Origin of the sequence: Pseudomonas paraeruginosa, from assembly GCF_003025345.2 — a bacterium.
Classification (GTDB): Bacteria; Pseudomonadota; Gammaproteobacteria; order Pseudomonadales; family Pseudomonadaceae; genus Pseudomonas; species Pseudomonas paraeruginosa.
In genome coordinates this window covers 985,809-1,002,060 of the sequence record NZ_CP020560.1, presented here as the reverse complement: position 1 = coordinate 1,002,060, position 16,252 = coordinate 985,809, and the positions used below count along the sequence as shown (strand labels likewise).

The following is a 16,252-nucleotide window of genomic DNA, read 5'->3' as shown; positions in this document are numbered from 1 at the left end:
ATATCGCCGAACTTTAGCACACGCCGCGCCACATCCGGCCTGGCGAGCGTCACAGGCTGGCCGGCCGATGCGGCCGAAGGTCGCCCGCGCCTCCGCCGCACGACGCTTTTAGTGGTAAGCTCCCGCGCCATGAAAACACCGACCTCCCGCCCCGTAGTGCTTTGCCTGTCCGGCCACGACCCCAGTGGCGGTGCCGGCCTGCAGGCCGACATCGAAGCCCTGCTCGCCCAGGGTTGCCATGCCGCCCCGGCGGTCACCGCGCTGACCGTGCAGGACACCGTCAACGTCAGCGACTTCCGCGTCCTCGACCGTGAATGGGTGCTGGCCCAGGCCAACGCCGTGCTCGCCGACCTGCCCGTCGCCGCGGTCAAGCTGGGCATGCTCGGTTCGCTGGAGATGGTCGACACGGTGATCGAACTCCTCGCCGCCCACCCGCACCTGCCGGTGGTCTGCGACCCGGTGCTGCGCGCCGGCGGCGGCGGCGCGCTGGGCAAGGGCGACGTCGGTTTCGCCATGCGCGAGCGGCTGCTGCCGCGCGCCACCATCGCCACCCCCAACCTGCCGGAAGCGCGCCTGCTCGCCGACCTGCCGGAAGGCAGCGCCGACCAGTGCGCCGAGCGCCTGCTGGAGCATTGCCAGCACCTGCTGATCACCGGCGGCCACGGCGATGAAAGCGAAGTGCACAACCGCCTGTACAGCCGCGACGGCAGCCGCCGCACCTTCACCTGCCAGCGCCTGCCCGGCAGCTATCACGGCTCCGGCTGCACCCTGGCCAGTACCCTGGCCGGCCGCATCGCCCTCGGCGAGGCGCTGGACACCGCCGTGCAGAGCGCCCTCGACTACACCTGGCGCACCCTGCGCGACGCCGAGAGCCCAGGCCACGGCCAGTACGTGCCGCGCCGCCTGCCCACCGACTTCTGCCACTGAGAGCCACGAGATGAAGCTGCGCGGCCTGTACGCCATCACCGATAGTCAGCTACTGGACGACGGTCGCCTGCTGCCCTACGTCGAAGCGGCGCTGCGCGGCGGTGCGCGCCTGCTGCAGTACCGCGACAAGTCCTGCGACCAGGCGCGGCGCCTGCGCGAGGCGGCAAGCCTGCGCGAACTCTGCGAGCGGCATGGCGCGCAGCTCATCGTCAACGACGACGCCGAGCTCGCTGCGCGCCTTGGCGTCGGCGTGCACCTCGGCCAGACCGACGGTTCGCTGTCCGCGGCGCGCGCCCTGCTCGGCCGCCAGGCGCTCGTCGGCGCCACCTGCCATGCCAGCCTGGAACTGGCCGAGCAGGCGGTGGCCGACGGCGCCAGTTATGTCGCCTTCGGCCGCTTCTTCAACTCCAGCACCAAACCCGGCGCTCCCGCCGCCAGCGTCGAACTGCTCGACCAGGCGCGGCCGCGCCTGCACCTGCCGATCACCGCCATCGGCGGCATCAGCCTGGACACCGCGCCCGGCCTGATCGCCCGCGGCGTCGACCTGATCGCCGTGATCCATGCGCTGTTCGCCGCCGCATCCGCCGCCGAGGTGGAACGCCGCGCCCGCGCCTTCAGCGCCCTGTTCGAAACCGCCTGACGCCTCCGCGCCTCGCCCGAAGAGATAGAGAGCTAGCCATGTCCCGTTCCGAAACGCTGTTCAGCAACGCCCAGAAACACATCCCCGGCGGGGTCAACTCCCCGGTGCGCGCCTTCAAGAGCGTCGGCGGCACCCCGCTGTTCTTCAAGCATGCCGAAGGCGCCTATGTGCTGGACGAAGACGACAAGCGCTACGTGGACTACGTCGGCTCCTGGGGCCCGATGATCCTCGGCCACAGCCACCCGGACGTGCTCGACGCGGTGCGCCGGCAGCTCGACCACGGCCTGTCCTACGGCGCGCCGACCGCGCTGGAAGTGGAAATGGCCGACCTGGTCTGCGCCATGGTGCCGTCGATGGAAATGGTGCGCATGGTCAGCTCCGGCACCGAGGCGACCATGAGCGCGATCCGCCTGGCCCGGGGCTATACCGGACGCGACAGCATCATCAAGTTCGAAGGCTGCTACCACGGCCACTCCGACAGCCTGCTGGTGAAGGCCGGCTCCGGCGCCCTGACCTTCGGCGTGCCGAATTCCCCGGGCGTGCCGGCGGCCTTCGCCAAGCACACCCTGACGCTGCCTTTCAACGACATCGAGGCGGTGCGCGAGACCCTCGCCGAGGTCGGCACGGACGTCGCCTGCATCATCGTCGAGCCGGTCGCCGGCAACATGAACTGCGTGCCGCCGGCGCCGGGCTTCCTCGAAGGCCTGCGCGAGGCTTGCGACGAGCATGGCGTGGTGTTGATCTTCGACGAGGTGATGACCGGCTTCCGCGTTGCCCTCGGCGGCGCCCAGGCCTATTACGGGGTCACCCCGGACCTGTCGACCTTCGGCAAGATCATCGGCGGCGGCATGCCGGTGGGTGCCTTCGGCGGCAAGCGCGAGATCATGCAGCAGATATCCCCGCTGGGCCCGGTCTACCAGGCCGGCACCCTGTCGGGCAACCCGCTGGCGATGGCCGCCGGCCTGACCACCCTGCGCCTGATCAGCCGCCCCGGCTTCCATGACGAGCTGGGCGCCTACACCACGCGCATGCTCGAGGGCCTGCAGCAGCGCGCCGACGCCGCCGGCATCCCCTTCGTCACCACCCAGGCCGGCGGCATGTTCGGCCTGTATTTCACTGACGCCGAGGCCATCGTCACCTTCGAGGACGTGATGACCAGCGATGTGGAGCGTTTCAAGCGCTTCTTCCACCTGATGCTCGACGGCGGCGTGTACCTGGCGCCGAGCGCCTTCGAAGCCGGTTTCACCTCGATCGCCCATGGCGACAGGGAACTGGAAATCACGCTGAACGCCGCAGAGAAAGCCTTCGCCGCGCTGAAGTGACCTCCCTTGCGGCGCCCTTCCGGGCGCCGCCCGCCCCTGGCGCAGGACATTCCTACCCGAAACGCATAGGCACACCGACAAAGTTCCCGAAAAGACAGTAAAGACTTTGTAAGGAGGCGTCGGCTTATTTCATAATGTGAGGGTCAGCGCATTTCGTTGGCCGGGCAGCCCCTGCCCGCCCCGATCCAGGAGGTGTCTTCCCCTCATGTTCCGTACCGGCCGCACCCTCGCCCTGGGTTGCCTGTTGCTCCTCCAGCCGCTGCTCGCGCAGGCGGGAGGCAACTCGTTGCTGATTCCAGCGACCGGCCGCTGCGCGCTGAACACCGTTCCCGAAGAATTGCAGCAAGCCCTCGCCACCTGCCAGAAGGTCGCCAACGACGGCGACGCCGAGGCGCAATACGAACTGGGCGAGTTCTTCTACGACGGCCAGCGCATCCCGCGCGACCTCCAGGCCGCCCTCAACTGGTTCGAGAAAGCTTCGCTGCAGGGCCATGCCCTGGCCCAGTACCACCTGGGCACCATGTTTTTCCGCGGCGAAGGGGTACCGGCGAACAACGTACAGGCCTACATCGTGCTGAAGATGGCCGCGGTGAACGGCGCCGAGGACGCGCTGGACAGCGCCGACCTGGTGGCCGAGCAGATGAACCGCGACGAGCTGGACATCGCCACCCGGGTTCTCGGCCAGATCTTCCGCAACTATCTGATCGAGTTGCAGACCGCCGGCGGCGTCACGCCCTTCGCGCCGCTGCCCTGACCCTCGCGCCCAGGTGGATCAGTCGCTCTTGCCGGGCATCGGCATGGGGAACGGCATGACGTTGCCGGCACCCTTGGCCTCGCTGATCTTCGGCGTGCCGAGGCGCTCGACCTCGTCGATACGGACGATCGCATGCATCGGCACGAAGCTGCGCAGCACGCCTTCGAACTGCGCCTTGAGCTTCTCCTCGCTGGGATCCACCACCACCTGGGTACGCTCGCCGAAGACGAACTCCTCGATTTCCAGGAAGCCCCACAGATCGCTCTGGTAGATCTGCTTGGCGTACATCTCGAAGACCTGGCCCTGGTTGAGGAAAATCACCTTGTAGATGGGGTTTTCGCGCTTGTTCATGGCGGGGAAAGCAATGCCGGAAAAAGAAGGGCGCGAATCATAGCACAGCCTTTCGGCCAGCAACGCTAGGAAGCCGGCCCCCCTCCCTCTATAATGCCCGGTCCTTTCGAACTGTCCGACGAAGCGCATGGCCAAGAAGCTTTTCATCGAAACCCACGGCTGCCAGATGAACGAGTACGACTCCTCGCGAATGGCGGACCTGCTCGGTGAACACCAAACCCTCGAGGTGACCGAAAACGCCGCCGAGGCCGACGTCATCCTGCTCAATACCTGCTCGATTCGCGAGAAGGCCCAGGAAAAGGTGTTTTCCAAGCTGGGCATGTGGCGCGACCTGAAACAGCAGAATCCCGACCTGGTGATCGGCGTCGGCGGCTGCGTGGCGAGCCAGGAAGGCGCGGCGATCCGCGAACGCGCGCCCTACGTCGACGTGGTCTTCGGCCCGCAGACCCTGCACCGCCTGCCGGAAATGATCGATGCCGCGCGCAGCACGCGCAAGCCGCAGGTCGACGTGTCCTTCCCGGAGATCGAGAAGTTCGACCGCCTGCCGGAGCCGCGGGTCGACGGTCCCACGGCCTTCGTCTCGGTGATGGAAGGCTGCAGCAAGTATTGCAGCTTCTGCGTGGTGCCCTATACCCGCGGCGAGGAAGTCAGCCGGCCGTTCGACGACGTCATCGCCGAGGTCATCCACCTGGCCGAGAATGGCGTCCGCGAAGTCACCCTGCTCGGGCAGAACGTCAATGGCTTCCGCGGCCAGACCCACGACGGCCGTCTCGCCGACTTCGCCGAGTTGCTGCGGGTGGTCGCCGCCGTCGACGGAATCGAGCGGATCCGCTACACCACCTCGCACCCGCTGGAGTTCTCCGACGCGCTGATCCAGGCCCACGCCGAGGTGCCGGAACTGGTGAAGTTCATCCACCTGCCGGTGCAGTCGGGCTCGGATCGCGTGCTGGCGGCGATGAAGCGCAACCACACGGTGCTGGAGTACAAGTCGCGGATTCGCAAGCTGAAGGCCGCGGTCCCGGACATCTGCATCAGCTCCGACTTCATCGTCGGCTTCCCCGGGGAAACCGAAAAGGACTTCGAGCAGACCATGAAGCTGGTGGAAGAGGTCGGCTTCGACTTTTCCTTCTCCTTCATCTACAGCGCGCGTCCCGGCACGCCCGCCGCCGATCTCGCCGACGACCTGCCGGAAGAAGTGAAGAAACGGCGCCTGCAGATCCTCCAGGGCCGCATCCACCAGCAGGGCTACGAGATCAGCCGGCGGATGGTCGGCAGCACCCAGCGGATCCTGGTCACCGACTTCTCGAAGAAGGACCCCGGCATGCTCCAGGGGCGCACCGAGAACAACCGGATCGTCAACTTCCGCTGCGACAATCCACGCCTGATCGGCCAGTTCGCCCAGGTGCACATCGACGACGCGCTGCCGCACTCGCTGCGTGGCACGCTGATCGAGGGCACCCTGCACTGAGCCGGCACGACCGTACGGCGGGGCCGCTGAACCTTCCCGCCGTGCCGCTGAACCAACGATTCAGCAGGCGCGCCGGGAGCGCCACCGCGATGCGGCAACTTTGCGCGAGGGTATCCAGCGGTTATCCTCTTCCCTATCAACCAGTCACTGGCGAGTACGACAGAACACCTTGAACGCCCCCCAGGAACTTCATCGATTCATCCTCGAGCCGTTCGACGCCCGCAGCTTCGCGACACTTTGCGGGCAGTTCGACGAGCATCTCCACCAGATCGAGAAACGCCTCGATATCGAGATCCGCAACCGCGGCAACCAGTTCGAGCTGGCCGGCGAACCGCGCCGGACCAAGGTCGCCGAACGCCTGCTGCAGCGCCTCTACCGCGAAGCGCAGAACGGTACCGATCTCAGCCCCGACACCGTGCACCTGTTCCTCCAGGAGTCCGGCCTGGAAGACCTCGAGGAGCTGCAGAGCGCGCCGCAGATCACCCTGAAGTCGCGCAAGGCGCACATCCGCCCGCGCGGCGCCAACCAGCAGCGCTACGTCAAGGCGATCCTCGACCACGACATCAACTTCGGCATCGGCCCGGCCGGCACCGGCAAGACCTACCTCGCCGTGGCCTGCGCGGTGGACGCCCTGGAGCGCGAGCAGATCCGCCGCATCCTGCTGGTGCGCCCGGCGGTCGAGGCCGGCGAGAAGCTCGGCTTCCTGCCCGGCGACCTGTCGCAGAAGATCGACCCCTACCTGCGCCCACTGTACGACGCCCTCTACGAGATGCTCGGTTTCGAGCACGTGGCCAAGCTGATCGAGCGCAACGTCATCGAGGTCGCGCCGCTGGCCTACATGCGCGGGCGCACGCTGAACAACAGCTTCATCATCCTCGACGAGAGCCAGAACACCACCGTCGAGCAAATGAAGATGTTCCTCACCCGGATCGGCTTCGGCTCCACCGCGGTGATCACCGGCGACGTCACCCAGGTCGACCTGCCGCGCGGCACCCGCTCCGGCCTCAGGCACGTGATCGAGGTGCTGCAGGACGTCCCCGGCATCAGTTTCACCCACTTCAAGCCCAAGGACGTGGTGCGCCACCCGCTGGTGCAGCGTATCGTCGAAGCCTACGAACGCCACGAAAGTCGCCAGCAGGGCCAGGTGCGACCGGTCGATGGGAGCGGCAAGGGCGGTCACGATGCCGCTTGAGCTCGACCTGCAGGTCGCCAGTGACGCCGCCGACCTGCCCAGCGAGGCGCAGTTCCGCGCCTGGTGCGAACTGGCCCTGCGCCAGCGGGCGGAGTCGGAACTGACCATCCGCCTGGTGGACGAGGCCGAGGGCCTGGAGCTGAACAGCACCTACCGGCACAAGGACTACGCGACCAACGTGCTGTCCTTTCCCGCCGACGTGCCGGAGGAGTTCCTCGATATCCCGTTGCTCGGCGACCTGGTCATCTGCGCCCCGGTGGTCGCCCGCGAGGCGCGCGAACAGCACAAGCCCCTGCAGGCCCACTGGGCGCACCTGGTGATCCACGGCTGCCTGCACCTGCTCGGCTACGACCATATCGACGACGCCGAAGCGGAAGAAATGGAAACACTGGAACGTGAATTGCTGGCGGAACTGGGCCATCCCGACCCATACGCCTGCGACGACGAAGAGCCACCGAGCAAGGAAAAATGAGCGAAGACCGATCGAGCAACGGGCACAAGTCCTGGCTGGACAAGATCACCCAGGCTTTTGCCCACGAGCCGAGAAACCGCCAGGAGCTCCTCGAGCTGCTGCGCGATGCCCACGACAACAAGCTGCTGGACAGCGAGGCGCTGTCCATCGTCGAGGGGGCGATCCAGGTCGCCGACCTGCAGGTTCGCGACATCATGGTGCCGCGTTCGCAGATGATGAGCATCCGCTCGACCCAGACACCGAAGGAATTCCTCCCCGCCATCATCGAGGCCGCCCACTCGCGCTATCCGGTGATCGGCGAAAGCCTCGACGACATCATGGGCGTGCTGCTGGCCAAGGACCTGCTGCCACTGATCCTGCACAACGACGAGCGTCCGTTCGACATCAAGGAACTGCTGCGCCCGGCCACCTTCGTTCCCGAATCCAAGCGCCTCAACGTCCTGCTCCGCGAATTCCGCGCCAACCGCAACCACATGGCCATCGTCATCGACGAATACGGCGGCGTGGCCGGCCTGGTGACCATCGAGGACGTGCTGGAGCAGATCGTCGGCGACATCGAGGACGAGCATGACGTCGAGGAAGACAGCTACATCAAGCCGCTGCCCAGCGGCGATTTTATCGTCAAGGCGCTGACTCCGGTGGATGCCTTCAACGACTTCTTCGGCTCGGAGTTTTCCGACGAGGAATTCGACACCGTCGGCGGCCTGGTGATGAGTGCCTTCGGCCATCTGCCCAAGCGCAACGAGGTGGTAGAACTCGGCGAGTTCCGCTTCCGCGTGCTCAACGCCGACAGCCGCCGCGTGCACCTGCTGCGCCTGTCGCCACTGCAGAACTGAGCCTGCCCCCCCTGCGCCACGGTGCGGGGGCATCTTCCCTCGTCGTCCTTCTGGCGTCTCGCCAGCCCCTCCTTTACTCTTGCGCCTTGCGCCAGACCGGCACGTCCGCCGGTGACGCCACGGGCGGCTTGCGTCGGCCCCGGAAAGCGGCCCGTGTCTGCGCAGTCGGACATTGAACAGGTTCTAAGGACATTCGATGCGTTGGATTTCTCGTCCCGGCTGGCCCGGGCACCTGCTGGCGCTGGCCGCGGGCGCGCTCACCCCACTGGCCCTGGCGCCCTTCGACTACTGGCCGCTGGCGATCCTCTCGATCGCCCTGCTCTATCTCGGCCTGCGCGGCCTGCCCGCCCGCGCCGCGCTATGGCGCGGCTGGTGGTACGGCTTCGGCGCGTTCGGCGCCGGCACCAGCTGGATCTACGTCAGCATCCACGACTATGGCGCCGCCTCGGTGCCGCTGGCGAGCTTCCTGATGCTCGGCTTCACCGCCGGCGTCGCCTTCTTCTTCGCCCTGCCGGCCTGGCTGTGGGCGCGCTGCCTGCGCCGCGACAACGCGCCGCTGGGCGACGCCCTGGCGTTCGCCGCGCTGTGGCTGGCGCTGGAACTGTTCCGCAGCTGGTTCCTCACCGGCTTCCCCTGGCTCTATGCCGGCTACAGCCAACTGCAGGGCCCGCTGGCCGGGCTGGTCCCGGTGGGCGGCGTGTGGCTGTCGTCCTTCGTCATCGCTCTCAGCGCGGCCCTGCTGGTGAACCTGCCGCGCCTCTTCCCGCACGGTGCCAGCCTGCTGCTGGCGCTGGTCCTGCTGCTCGGCCCGTGGGCGGCCGGCCTCTATCTCAAGGGCCACGCCTGGACCCATTCGGCCGGCGAACCGCTGAAGGTAGTGGCGATCCAGGGCAACATCGCCCAGGAGCTGAAGTGGGACCCGACGCAGGTCCGCGCGCAACTCGACCTCTACCGCGACCTGAGCCTGCCGCAGCAGGACGTCGACCTGATCGTCTGGCCGGAAACCGCGGTGCCGATTCTCAAGGACATGGCCAGCGGCTACCTCGGCGCCATGGGCCAGGTCGCCGCCGACAAGAAGGCCGCGCTGATCACCGGAGTACCGGTGCGCGAGCGCCTCGCCGACGGAAACAGCCGCTACTTCAACGGCATCACCGTGGTCGGCGAAGGCGCGGGCACCTACCTCAAGCAGAAGCTGGTGCCGTTCGGCGAATACGTGCCGCTGCAGGACCTGCTGCGCGGCCTGATCGCCTTCTTCGACCTGCCCATGTCCGACTTCGCCCGCGGTCCGGCCGACCAGGCGCTGCTCAAGGCCAAGGGCTACGAGATCGCCCCGTACATCTGCTATGAAGTGGTCTATCCGGAGTTCGCCGCCGCCCTCGCGGCGCAGAGCCAGGTCCTGCTGACGGTGAGCAACGATACCTGGTTCGGCACCTCCATCGGCCCGCTGCAGCACCTGCAGATGGCGCAGATGCGCGCCCTGGAGAGCGGCCGCTGGATGATCCGCGCGACCAACAATGGCGTCACCGGGTTGATCGATCCCTACGGCCGGATCGTCAAGCAGATCCCGCAGTTCCAGCAGGGCATCCTGCGTGGCGAGGTGATACCGATGCAGGGCCTCACGCCCTACCTGCAGTACCGTGTCTGGCCGCTGGCCAGCCTGGCCGGCGTGCTGCTGCTATGGGCCCTGCTCGGTCGCCGGTTGCGCCCGCAGGAGCGCCGGCTGTTCGGCTGAGGCCAGCGCTCGCTCGACGACCGGCGCCGCAGCGGCGCCGGCCGCGTTTCAGCGGTAGAACAGGCGATAACCGAGCAGGCCGACGGCCTCGTTCAGCAGCATGCCGCTCTGCCAGAACGCCTGCGCCTCCGGCAGCCAGCCGCCGAACGGGCGCAGGTTGGCTCCACCGAGGAAACCGACCGGCGCCGGGATCACCTCGAAGCCCTGGCGCTCGAAACTCCAGCGCGCCCGCTGCATGTGCCAGGCCTGGGTCACCAGCACCACCCGGCGCACGCCGGCCTCGCGTAGCAGCGGGGCGCTGAGGGTGGCGTTCTCCCAGGTCGTGCGACTGAGGCCTTCCTGCCAGCGGGCCGGCACGCCGAAATCCTCCAGCAGCGCGTTGGCCATCAGCGCCGCCTCGCTGGGCGGCCGGCCATAGTGCAGGCCGCCGCTGGTCAGCACCGGCAGGGACGACGCCCTGACCAGCCGCGCGGCGTAGCGCAGCCGCTCGGCCGCCAGCAGGCTGGGGGCGTCGTCGCCCCAGGCCGGATCGCTGGTCTGCCGCCCGGCACCGAGGATGACGATGGCGTCGGCGCGCTGCGCCAGGCCCGGCCAGTCTTCCGCCCGCAGCGCGGGTTCGCTCTCGATCCAGCGGCCCATCCATTCCACGCTCAGCGGCATGCTCATCAGCCACAACCCGAAGAATCCGCAGACGCCGCACAGGCGCGCCAGCCGCGGCCGCCTGTCACGCCACCAGAACGCCAGGAACAGCAATACCAGCAGACCGCCGGGCGGCAGCAGCAGTTGCTTGAAGAAATAACGGATCGGCATCGTCCCCTCCCTGTCGGAAGGAGGCAATCTAAAGGATTGTGCGACGCGTGGCGAAACTTCGGTAGTAAGCCTCTAGCGACCGTTGCCCGAGCGGAACAGTTGCGAACCGCAGTGGCCGCACGGCAGCACGCCATGCCCCTTGCTCCACTGCACCGGGGCGCCGCAGAGCGCGCAGAGCAATTGTCGCTGCTTGAGCGAGACATGCCGGCGCATCGGTGTCGTTTGCGGCCGTGGCGGCCGCGCCGTCCTGCCGGGCTGGCGCTCGAGCAGCGCCAGTTCCTCCGCGGCCGCGTGCCAGCCGCGCAACCAGTGCAGGTCCTGGTCGAGATAGGCGCGTATCAGCCCCATCTCCGCTTCGCTGAGGCCGCGCAACTCGAGTTCCGTGGGGCGCTCGTCGCGCAGGCGCTCGGCCGTATCCGCTTCATCCAGAGCCAGGGCGAGACGCTGCAGCAGCCTCTCGTACAGCCCACCTCCCGTCACACTCGCACGTTGCAGCTCAGCCATCGAACACCTCTGAAGGTACCACTGGACGGCCAGCCATCGACCGTCCATAGGGCAAGCTTAGCGTTCCCGTCCGGCCGAACCGCTCCCGGCGACAAACGGCGCGGGCTATCGACGGCGGTGGGGGTCATGTATGCTACGAGGCTTTCGAACAGTCACGTCTAAGTAGCGCCATGCACGAGCAATATCAGCCACTCGAGATCGAAACCCAGGCCCAGAACTACTGGAAAGAACACCAGTCCTTCCTCGTCAGGGAGCTACCCGACAAAGAGAAGTTCTACTGCCTGTCGATGTTCCCGTATCCGAGCGGCAAGCTGCACATGGGCCACGTGCGCAACTACACCATCGGCGACGTGATCAGCCGCTACCACCGCATGCAGGGCCGCAACGTGCTGCAGCCGATGGGCTGGGACGCGTTCGGCATGCCGGCGGAAAACGCCGCGATGAAGAACAACGTCGCGCCGGCGGCCTGGACCTACGACAACATCGCCTACATGAAGTCGCAGCTGGACAGCCTCGGCCTGGCCATCGACTGGACCCGCGAAGTCACCACCTGCAAGCCGGATTACTACCGCTGGGAGCAGTGGTTGTTCACCCGCCTGTTCGAGAAAGGCGTGATCTACCGCAAGAACGGCACCGTGAACTGGGACCCGGTCGACCAGACCGTACTCGCCAACGAGCAGGTGATCGACGGGCGCGGCTGGCGCTCCGGCGCGCTGATCGAGAAGCGCGAGATCCCGATGTACTACTTCAAGATCACCGCCTACGCCGAGGAACTGCTGGAAAGCCTCGACAACCTGCCCGGCTGGCCGGAGCAGGTGAAGACCATGCAGCGCAACTGGATCGGCAAGTCGCGCGGGATGGAGATCGCCTTCCCCTACGACCAGGCCTCGATCGGCCACGCCGGCCAGTTGAAGGTCTTCACCACCCGCCCGGACACGCTGATGGGCGCCACCTACGTGGCCGTCGCCGCCGAGCATCCGCTGGCCACCCAGGCCGCGCAGAACGATCCGCAGTTGCAGGCATTCATCGACGAGTGCAAGCGCGGCGGCGTCGCCGAGGCCGACATCGCCACCCAGGAAAAGAAAGGCCTGGCCACTTCCCTGTTCGTCGAACACCCGCTGACCGGCGACAAGCTGCCGGTGTGGGTCGCCAACTACGTGCTGATGAACTACGGCGAAGGCGCGGTGATGGCGGTGCCCGGCCATGACGAACGCGACTTCGAATTCGCCAACAAATACGGCCTGCCGATCCGCCAGGTGATCGCCAGGGTCGAAGGCGAGAACGACTTCGAGCCCGCCGTATGGAAGGAATGGTACGGCGCCAAGGACGAGTCCGTGCGCACCGTCAACTCCGGCAAGTACGACGACCTCGGCTACCAGGCCGCCTTCGACGCCATTGGCGCCGACCTCGAGGCCAAGGGCCTGGGCCAGGCGCGCACTCAGTTCCGCCTGCGCGACTGGGGCATCAGCCGCCAGCGCTACTGGGGCTGTCCGATCCCGATCATCCATTGCGACGCTTGCGGCGACGTCCCGGTGCCGGCCGAGCAGTTGCCGGTGGTCCTGCCGGAGGACGTGGTGCCGGACGGCGCCGGCTCGCCGCTGGCGAAGATGCCGGAGTTCTACGAGTGCAGCTGCCCGAAGTGCGGCCAGCCGGCCAAGCGCGAAACCGACACCATGGACACCTTCGTCGAGTCGTCCTGGTACTTCGCCCGCTACGCCTGCCCGCAGTTCGAAGGCGGCATGCTGGACAAGAAGGCCGCCGACTACTGGCTGCCGGTCGACCAGTACATCGGTGGCATCGAGCACGCCATCCTGCACCTGCTCTACGCGCGCTTCTTCCACAAGCTGATGCGCGACGAGGGGCTGGTCGGCAGCGACGAGCCGTTCAGGAACCTGCTGACCCAGGGCATGGTGGTTGCCGACACCTATTACCGGACCACCGCCAATGGCGGCAAGGACTGGTTCAACCCGGCCGACGTCGAGGTCGAGCGCGACGCCAAGGCCAAGGTGGTCGGCGCGCGCCTGAAGAGCGACGGCCAGCCGGTGGAGATCGGCGGCACCGAGAAGATGTCGAAGTCGAAGAACAACGGCGTCGACCCGCAATCGATGATCGACCAGTATGGCGCCGATACCTGCCGCCTGTTCATGATGTTCGCCTCGCCGCCGGACATGAGCCTGGAGTGGTCGGACGCCGGCGTCGAAGGCGCCAACCGCTTCCTCCGCCGCGTCTGGCGCCTGGCCCACGCCCACGTCAGCGCCGGTCTCCCCGGCGCGCTGGACGGCGCCAGCCTGAGCGATGCGCAGAAGCAGGTGCGTCGCGCCATCCACCTGGCGATCAGGCAGGCCAGCCAGGATGTCGGCCAGCACCACAAGTTCAACACCGCCATCGCCGCGGTGATGACCCTGATGAACGTGCTGGAGAAAGCACCGAGCCAGGACGCCCAGGATCGCGCGCTACTCCAGGAGGGCCTGGAAACCGTGGTCCTGCTGCTCGCGCCGATCACTCCGCATATCTGCCACGTGCTGTGGGAGCAGCTCGGCCACGCCGAGGCAGTGATCGACGCACGCTGGCCGGTCGTCGACGAAAGCGCCCTGGTGCAGGACACCTTGCAACTGGTGGTGCAGGTCAACGGCAAGCTGCGCGGGCACATCGACGTGGCCGCCAGCGCCAGCCGCGAGGACGTCGAGGCGGCGGCGCGGGCCAACGAGAACGTGCTGCGCTTCACCGAGGGACTGAGCATCCGCAAGGTCATCGTGGTTCCGGGCAAGCTGGTCAACATCGTCGCCAACTGACGCGCGACTACATTCGACGCCCCCGGAGAGCCGGGGGCGCTGATCAACAGGAGTGAGGGAAGCTTGATGAAACGTATCCTGACCAGCGCCGCGCTGATCGGTATGACCACCCTGCTGGCTGCCTGCGGCTTCCAACTGCGCGGCCTGGGCGATGCGCAGTTCGCGCTCAAGGAACTCGACGTCAGCGCGCGCAATGCCTACGGTCCGACCGTGCGTGAGCTGAAGGAAAATCTGGAAAACAGCGGCGTGAAGGTCACCAGCAGCGCTCCCTACCACCTGGTGCTGGTCCGCGAGGACAGCCAGCAGCGCACCGTCAGCTACACCGGTTCGGCGCGCGGCGCGGAGTTCGAGCTGACCAACACGATCAACTACGAGATCGTCGGCGCCAACGACCTGGTCCTGATGCGCAACCAGGTGCAGGTGCAGAAGGTCTACGTGCACGACGAGAACAACCTGATCGGTTCCGACCAGGAAGCCGCGCAACTGCGCAGCGAAATGCGCCGCGACCTGATCCAGCAGCTCTCCATGCGCTTGCAGACGCTGACTCCGGCGCAACTCGACGAGGCCCAGCGCCAGGCCGAAGCCAAGGCCAAGGCGGAAGCCGACGCCCTGCGCGCCGCCGACGAGGCCGAACGCCAGCGCCGCGCCGCCGAGCCGCAGCAGTCGCCGATCGAGTTCCCCACCCCGTGACACCCCGGGGCCGGCCTTGCCGGCCCCGCCCTTCCCTATGAAACTGACTCCCGCGCAACTCGCCAAACACCTCCAGGGCCCACTGGCAGCGGTCTATGTCGTCAGTGGCGACGAACCGCTGCTGTGCCAGGAAGCCTGCGACGCCATTCGCCAGGCCTGCCGCGAACGCGACTTCGGCGAGCGCCAGGTGTTCAATGCGGAAGCCAACTTCGACTGGGGCCTGCTGCTGGAAGCTGGCGCCAGCCTGTCGCTGTTCGCCGAGAAGCGCCTGATCGAACTGCGCCTGCCCTCCGGCAAGCCCGGCGACAAGGGCGCGGCGATTATCCAGGAATACCTGCAGCGGCCACCGGAAGACACCGTGTTGCTGCTGAGCCTGCCCAAGCTCGACGGCAGTACGCAGAAAACCAAGTGGGCCAAGGCCCTGATCGATGGCGGCGCCGCGCAGTTCATCCAGGTCTGGCCGGTCGACGTCCATCAGTTGCCGCAGTGGATTCGCCAGCGCCTGTCCCAGGCCGGGCTGTCCGCCAGCCCCGAAGCCCTGGAGCTGATCGCCGCGCGGGTAGAAGGCAACCTCCTCGCCGCCGCCCAGGAAATCGAAAAGCTCAAGCTGCTCGCCGAGGGCAACCAGATCGACGCCGCCACCGTCCAGGCCGCGGTCGCCGACAGCGCACGCTTCGATATCTTCGGCCTGATCGACGCGGCCCTGGGCGGCGAAGCCGCCCATGCCCTGCGCATCCTCGAAGGGCTGCGTGGCGAGGGCATCGAACCACCGGTGATCCTCTGGGGTCTGGCCCGGGAGATCCGCCTGCTGGCTGGCCTGGCCCAGCAATACGGGCAGGGCATTCCCCTGGAAAAGGCCTTCGCCCAGGCACGCCCGCCGGTCTGGGACAAGCGCCGGCCGCTGCTGACCCGCGCCCTGCAGCGCCACTCGAGCAGCCGCTGGAACCAGATGCTGCGCGACGCCCAGTTGATCGACGCGCAGATCAAGGGCCAGGCGCCCGGCAGCCCCTGGAGCGGCCTCTCGCTTCTCACCCTGACCCTCGCAGGCCAGCGTCTCGGCCTGCCGGCAGCCTGAAGGCGCAACCGGCACTGGACAATCCGCGGCGACAGGCAGATGATGCGCGCGCTGGCGAGCGCCAGCCCGATCACCTTCGAGGACCTCTGCCATGGCAAAGAAAAGCAAGCGGCCGAACAAGGCCAAATCCCTGATCGCCCAGCCCCTGTTCCGCAGCCGTCAGGAACAGGCGAAGAAAGGCAAAGGCAGCTACCGCCGCGAAGCCTCCCGTAACTGGGAGGCTTCTTTCGTTATGGCGGCCTGAAACAACCGCTGGCCCATTCCTCCCGCAACGACCTGCCTCTCCCACACTCCCCGCCATCCCCCCGAAGCCCTTCGACAAGACCAAGCTCACCGCCACCAGGTCGCCCATGGGCACACCATCGCCAGCGTGCCGGACATGGTCCCATCGGGTTGGGCAAAAAGCCGGTGGTTCCTCCATCATGATTCGCAGCCTCGACATCCCGCGCGGCCGACTGGCAGTCCCCTGGCCATTGCGGCGCGAGAGCCAGGCTCGGGTATTCGATGCCGGCGCCGAAGCGGACAGCGATGTCGCGCAGAACGAAGGCCGGGAATAGGAAGTCGAATGCCTCGAACGTGCCGTGCGCCCCGCCGCCGATTCCGGACCGGGGTGCCGCGAGGCGTCGACAAGCGGCGCAGCGATACGGACGAAACCATTGGCCGCCCGACAGTGACCGAACATATGGC

17 protein-coding genes are annotated in these 16,252 nt (G+C 67.2%); 14 read left to right on the top strand and 3 right to left on the bottom strand.

Features of this window, described 5'->3' with window-relative positions; all coding sequences use genetic code 11:
• Positions 1-129: 129 nt before the first annotated feature.
• From B7D75_RS04865 to B7D75_RS04850, 4 genes are all read left to right on the top strand, one after another.
• Complete coding sequence (locus B7D75_RS04865; protein ID WP_034079820.1) at positions 130-927, top strand: hydroxymethylpyrimidine/phosphomethylpyrimidine kinase; 798 nt, start codon at positions 130-132, stop codon at positions 925-927.
• A gap of 10 nt (positions 928-937) precedes the next feature.
• Entirely contained in the window at positions 938-1,567 is a 630-nt protein-coding gene (thiE, locus tag B7D75_RS04860) for a thiamine phosphate synthase (protein ID WP_012074442.1), read from the top strand.
• A 38-nt stretch (positions 1,568-1,605) separates the two neighbouring features.
• On the top strand, positions 1,606-2,889 hold the full coding sequence (hemL, locus tag B7D75_RS04855; RefSeq protein WP_012074441.1) for a glutamate-1-semialdehyde 2,1-aminomutase: 1,284 nt from the start codon (positions 1,606-1,608) through the stop codon (positions 2,887-2,889).
• A 205-nt stretch (positions 2,890-3,094) separates the two neighbouring features.
• Positions 3,095-3,643 carry a tetratricopeptide repeat protein gene (locus B7D75_RS04850; RefSeq protein ID WP_012074440.1) on the top strand — a complete coding sequence of 183 codons (549 nt, stop codon included), beginning with the start codon at positions 3,095-3,097 and terminating at the stop codon, positions 3,641-3,643.
• Between the two features lie 18 nt (positions 3,644-3,661).
• On the opposite strand, the gene B7D75_RS04845 is transcribed toward B7D75_RS04850, so the two are convergent.
• Positions 3,662-3,994 carry a DUF1820 family protein gene (locus tag B7D75_RS04845; RefSeq protein WP_003093157.1) on the bottom strand — a complete coding sequence of 111 codons (333 nt, stop codon included), beginning with the start codon at positions 3,992-3,994 and terminating at the stop codon, positions 3,662-3,664.
• A gap of 127 nt (positions 3,995-4,121) precedes the next feature.
• Between B7D75_RS04845 and miaB the strand changes: the two genes are divergently transcribed.
• The 5 genes from miaB (at position 4,122) to lnt (ending at position 9,694) form a co-directional block, all read left to right on the top strand.
• Positions 4,122-5,462: a tRNA (N6-isopentenyl adenosine(37)-C2)-methylthiotransferase MiaB gene (gene miaB, locus B7D75_RS04840; RefSeq protein ID WP_107113791.1), complete on the top strand. Its 1,341-nt coding sequence runs from the start codon at positions 4,122-4,124 to the stop codon at positions 5,460-5,462.
• Between the two features lie 169 nt (positions 5,463-5,631).
• Entirely contained in the window at positions 5,632-6,654 is a 1,023-nt protein-coding gene (locus B7D75_RS04835) for a PhoH family protein (RefSeq protein ID WP_003157107.1), read from the top strand.
• The gene (gene ybeY, locus B7D75_RS04830; RefSeq protein WP_003157108.1) at positions 6,644-7,126 is read left to right on the top strand and encodes an rRNA maturation RNase YbeY; all 483 of its coding nucleotides are present in this window, start codon (positions 6,644-6,646) and stop codon (positions 7,124-7,126) included. Before B7D75_RS04835 ends, ybeY begins: the two co-directional genes overlap by 11 nt.
• Positions 7,123-7,962: an HlyC/CorC family transporter gene (locus tag B7D75_RS04825; protein WP_012074437.1), complete on the top strand. Its 840-nt coding sequence runs from the start codon at positions 7,123-7,125 to the stop codon at positions 7,960-7,962. Before ybeY ends, B7D75_RS04825 begins: the two co-directional genes overlap by 4 nt.
• Before the next feature lie 196 nt (positions 7,963-8,158).
• The gene (lnt, locus tag B7D75_RS04820; RefSeq protein ID WP_107113790.1) at positions 8,159-9,694 is read left to right on the top strand and encodes an apolipoprotein N-acyltransferase; all 1,536 of its coding nucleotides are present in this window, start codon (positions 8,159-8,161) and stop codon (positions 9,692-9,694) included.
• A gap of 48 nt (positions 9,695-9,742) precedes the next feature.
• On the opposite strand, the gene B7D75_RS04815 is transcribed toward lnt, so the two are convergent.
• Together B7D75_RS04815 and B7D75_RS04810 are read right to left on the bottom strand one after the other, a co-directional pair.
• The gene (locus tag B7D75_RS04815) at positions 9,743-10,504 is read right to left on the bottom strand and encodes a YdcF family protein (protein ID WP_053816713.1); all 762 of its coding nucleotides are present in this window, start codon (positions 10,502-10,504) and stop codon (positions 9,743-9,745) included.
• 72 nt (positions 10,505-10,576) lie between these two features.
• On the bottom strand, positions 10,577-11,008 hold the full coding sequence (locus B7D75_RS04810; protein WP_034079893.1) for a hypothetical protein: 432 nt from the start codon (positions 11,006-11,008) through the stop codon (positions 10,577-10,579).
• Between the two features lie 170 nt (positions 11,009-11,178).
• Between B7D75_RS04810 and leuS the strand changes: the two genes are divergently transcribed.
• From leuS to B7D75_RS29900, 5 genes are all read left to right on the top strand, one after another.
• Positions 11,179-13,800 (top strand): leucine--tRNA ligase, encoded by a 2,622-nt coding sequence (gene leuS / locus B7D75_RS04805; protein ID WP_033998585.1) that lies wholly within the window; start codon positions 11,179-11,181, stop codon positions 13,798-13,800.
• 66 nt (positions 13,801-13,866) lie between these two features.
• Entirely contained in the window at positions 13,867-14,490 is a 624-nt protein-coding gene (locus B7D75_RS04800) for an LPS-assembly lipoprotein LptE (protein ID WP_053816712.1), read from the top strand.
• Positions 14,491-14,527: 37 nt separating this feature from the next.
• Positions 14,528-15,565, top strand: a complete 1,038-nt coding sequence (gene holA, locus B7D75_RS04795) for a DNA polymerase III subunit delta (protein WP_003152232.1) — start codon at positions 14,528-14,530, stop codon at positions 15,563-15,565.
• Between the two features lie 91 nt (positions 15,566-15,656).
• Positions 15,657-15,809: an alternative ribosome rescue factor ArfA gene (gene arfA / locus B7D75_RS04790; RefSeq protein WP_003152231.1), complete on the top strand. Its 153-nt coding sequence runs from the start codon at positions 15,657-15,659 to the stop codon at positions 15,807-15,809.
• A 178-nt stretch (positions 15,810-15,987) separates the two neighbouring features.
• Positions 15,988-16,122, top strand: a complete 135-nt coding sequence (locus B7D75_RS29900) for a hypothetical protein (RefSeq protein ID WP_023442969.1) — start codon at positions 15,988-15,990, stop codon at positions 16,120-16,122.
• The last annotated feature ends 130 nt before the right edge of the window (positions 16,123-16,252 follow it).

What these genes read in the sequence shown, in the direction of transcription:
- B7D75_RS04810 (WP_034079893.1), bottom strand. Translation starts at nt 11,008, where the DNA reads ATGGCTGAGCTGCAACGTGCGAGTGTGACGGGAGGTGGGCTGTACGAG.
- B7D75_RS04825 (WP_012074437.1), top strand. Translation starts at nt 7,123, where the DNA reads ATGAGCGAAGACCGATCGAGCAACGGGCACAAGTCCTGGCTGGACAAG.
- B7D75_RS04865 (WP_034079820.1), top strand. Translation starts at nt 130, where the DNA reads ATGAAAACACCGACCTCCCGCCCCGTAGTGCTTTGCCTGTCCGGCCAC.
- B7D75_RS04845 (WP_003093157.1), bottom strand. Translation starts at nt 3,994, where the DNA reads ATGAACAAGCGCGAAAACCCCATCTACAAGGTGATTTTCCTCAACCAG.
- B7D75_RS04850 (WP_012074440.1), top strand. Translation starts at nt 3,095, where the DNA reads ATGTTCCGTACCGGCCGCACCCTCGCCCTGGGTTGCCTGTTGCTCCTC.
- ybeY (WP_003157108.1), top strand. Translation starts at nt 6,644, where the DNA reads ATGCCGCTTGAGCTCGACCTGCAGGTCGCCAGTGACGCCGCCGACCTG.
- B7D75_RS29900 (WP_023442969.1), top strand. Translation starts at nt 15,988, where the DNA reads ATGATTCGCAGCCTCGACATCCCGCGCGGCCGACTGGCAGTCCCCTGG.
- miaB (WP_107113791.1), top strand. Translation starts at nt 4,122, where the DNA reads ATGGCCAAGAAGCTTTTCATCGAAACCCACGGCTGCCAGATGAACGAG.
- thiE (WP_012074442.1), top strand. Translation starts at nt 938, where the DNA reads ATGAAGCTGCGCGGCCTGTACGCCATCACCGATAGTCAGCTACTGGAC.
- arfA (WP_003152231.1), top strand. Translation starts at nt 15,657, where the DNA reads ATGGCAAAGAAAAGCAAGCGGCCGAACAAGGCCAAATCCCTGATCGCC.
- lnt (WP_107113790.1), top strand. Translation starts at nt 8,159, where the DNA reads ATGCGTTGGATTTCTCGTCCCGGCTGGCCCGGGCACCTGCTGGCGCTG.
- leuS (WP_033998585.1), top strand. Translation starts at nt 11,179, where the DNA reads ATGCACGAGCAATATCAGCCACTCGAGATCGAAACCCAGGCCCAGAAC.
- hemL (WP_012074441.1), top strand. Translation starts at nt 1,606, where the DNA reads ATGTCCCGTTCCGAAACGCTGTTCAGCAACGCCCAGAAACACATCCCC.
- B7D75_RS04815 (WP_053816713.1), bottom strand. Translation starts at nt 10,504, where the DNA reads ATGCCGATCCGTTATTTCTTCAAGCAACTGCTGCTGCCGCCCGGCGGT.
- holA (WP_003152232.1), top strand. Translation starts at nt 14,528, where the DNA reads ATGAAACTGACTCCCGCGCAACTCGCCAAACACCTCCAGGGCCCACTG.
- B7D75_RS04800 (WP_053816712.1), top strand. Translation starts at nt 13,867, where the DNA reads ATGAAACGTATCCTGACCAGCGCCGCGCTGATCGGTATGACCACCCTG.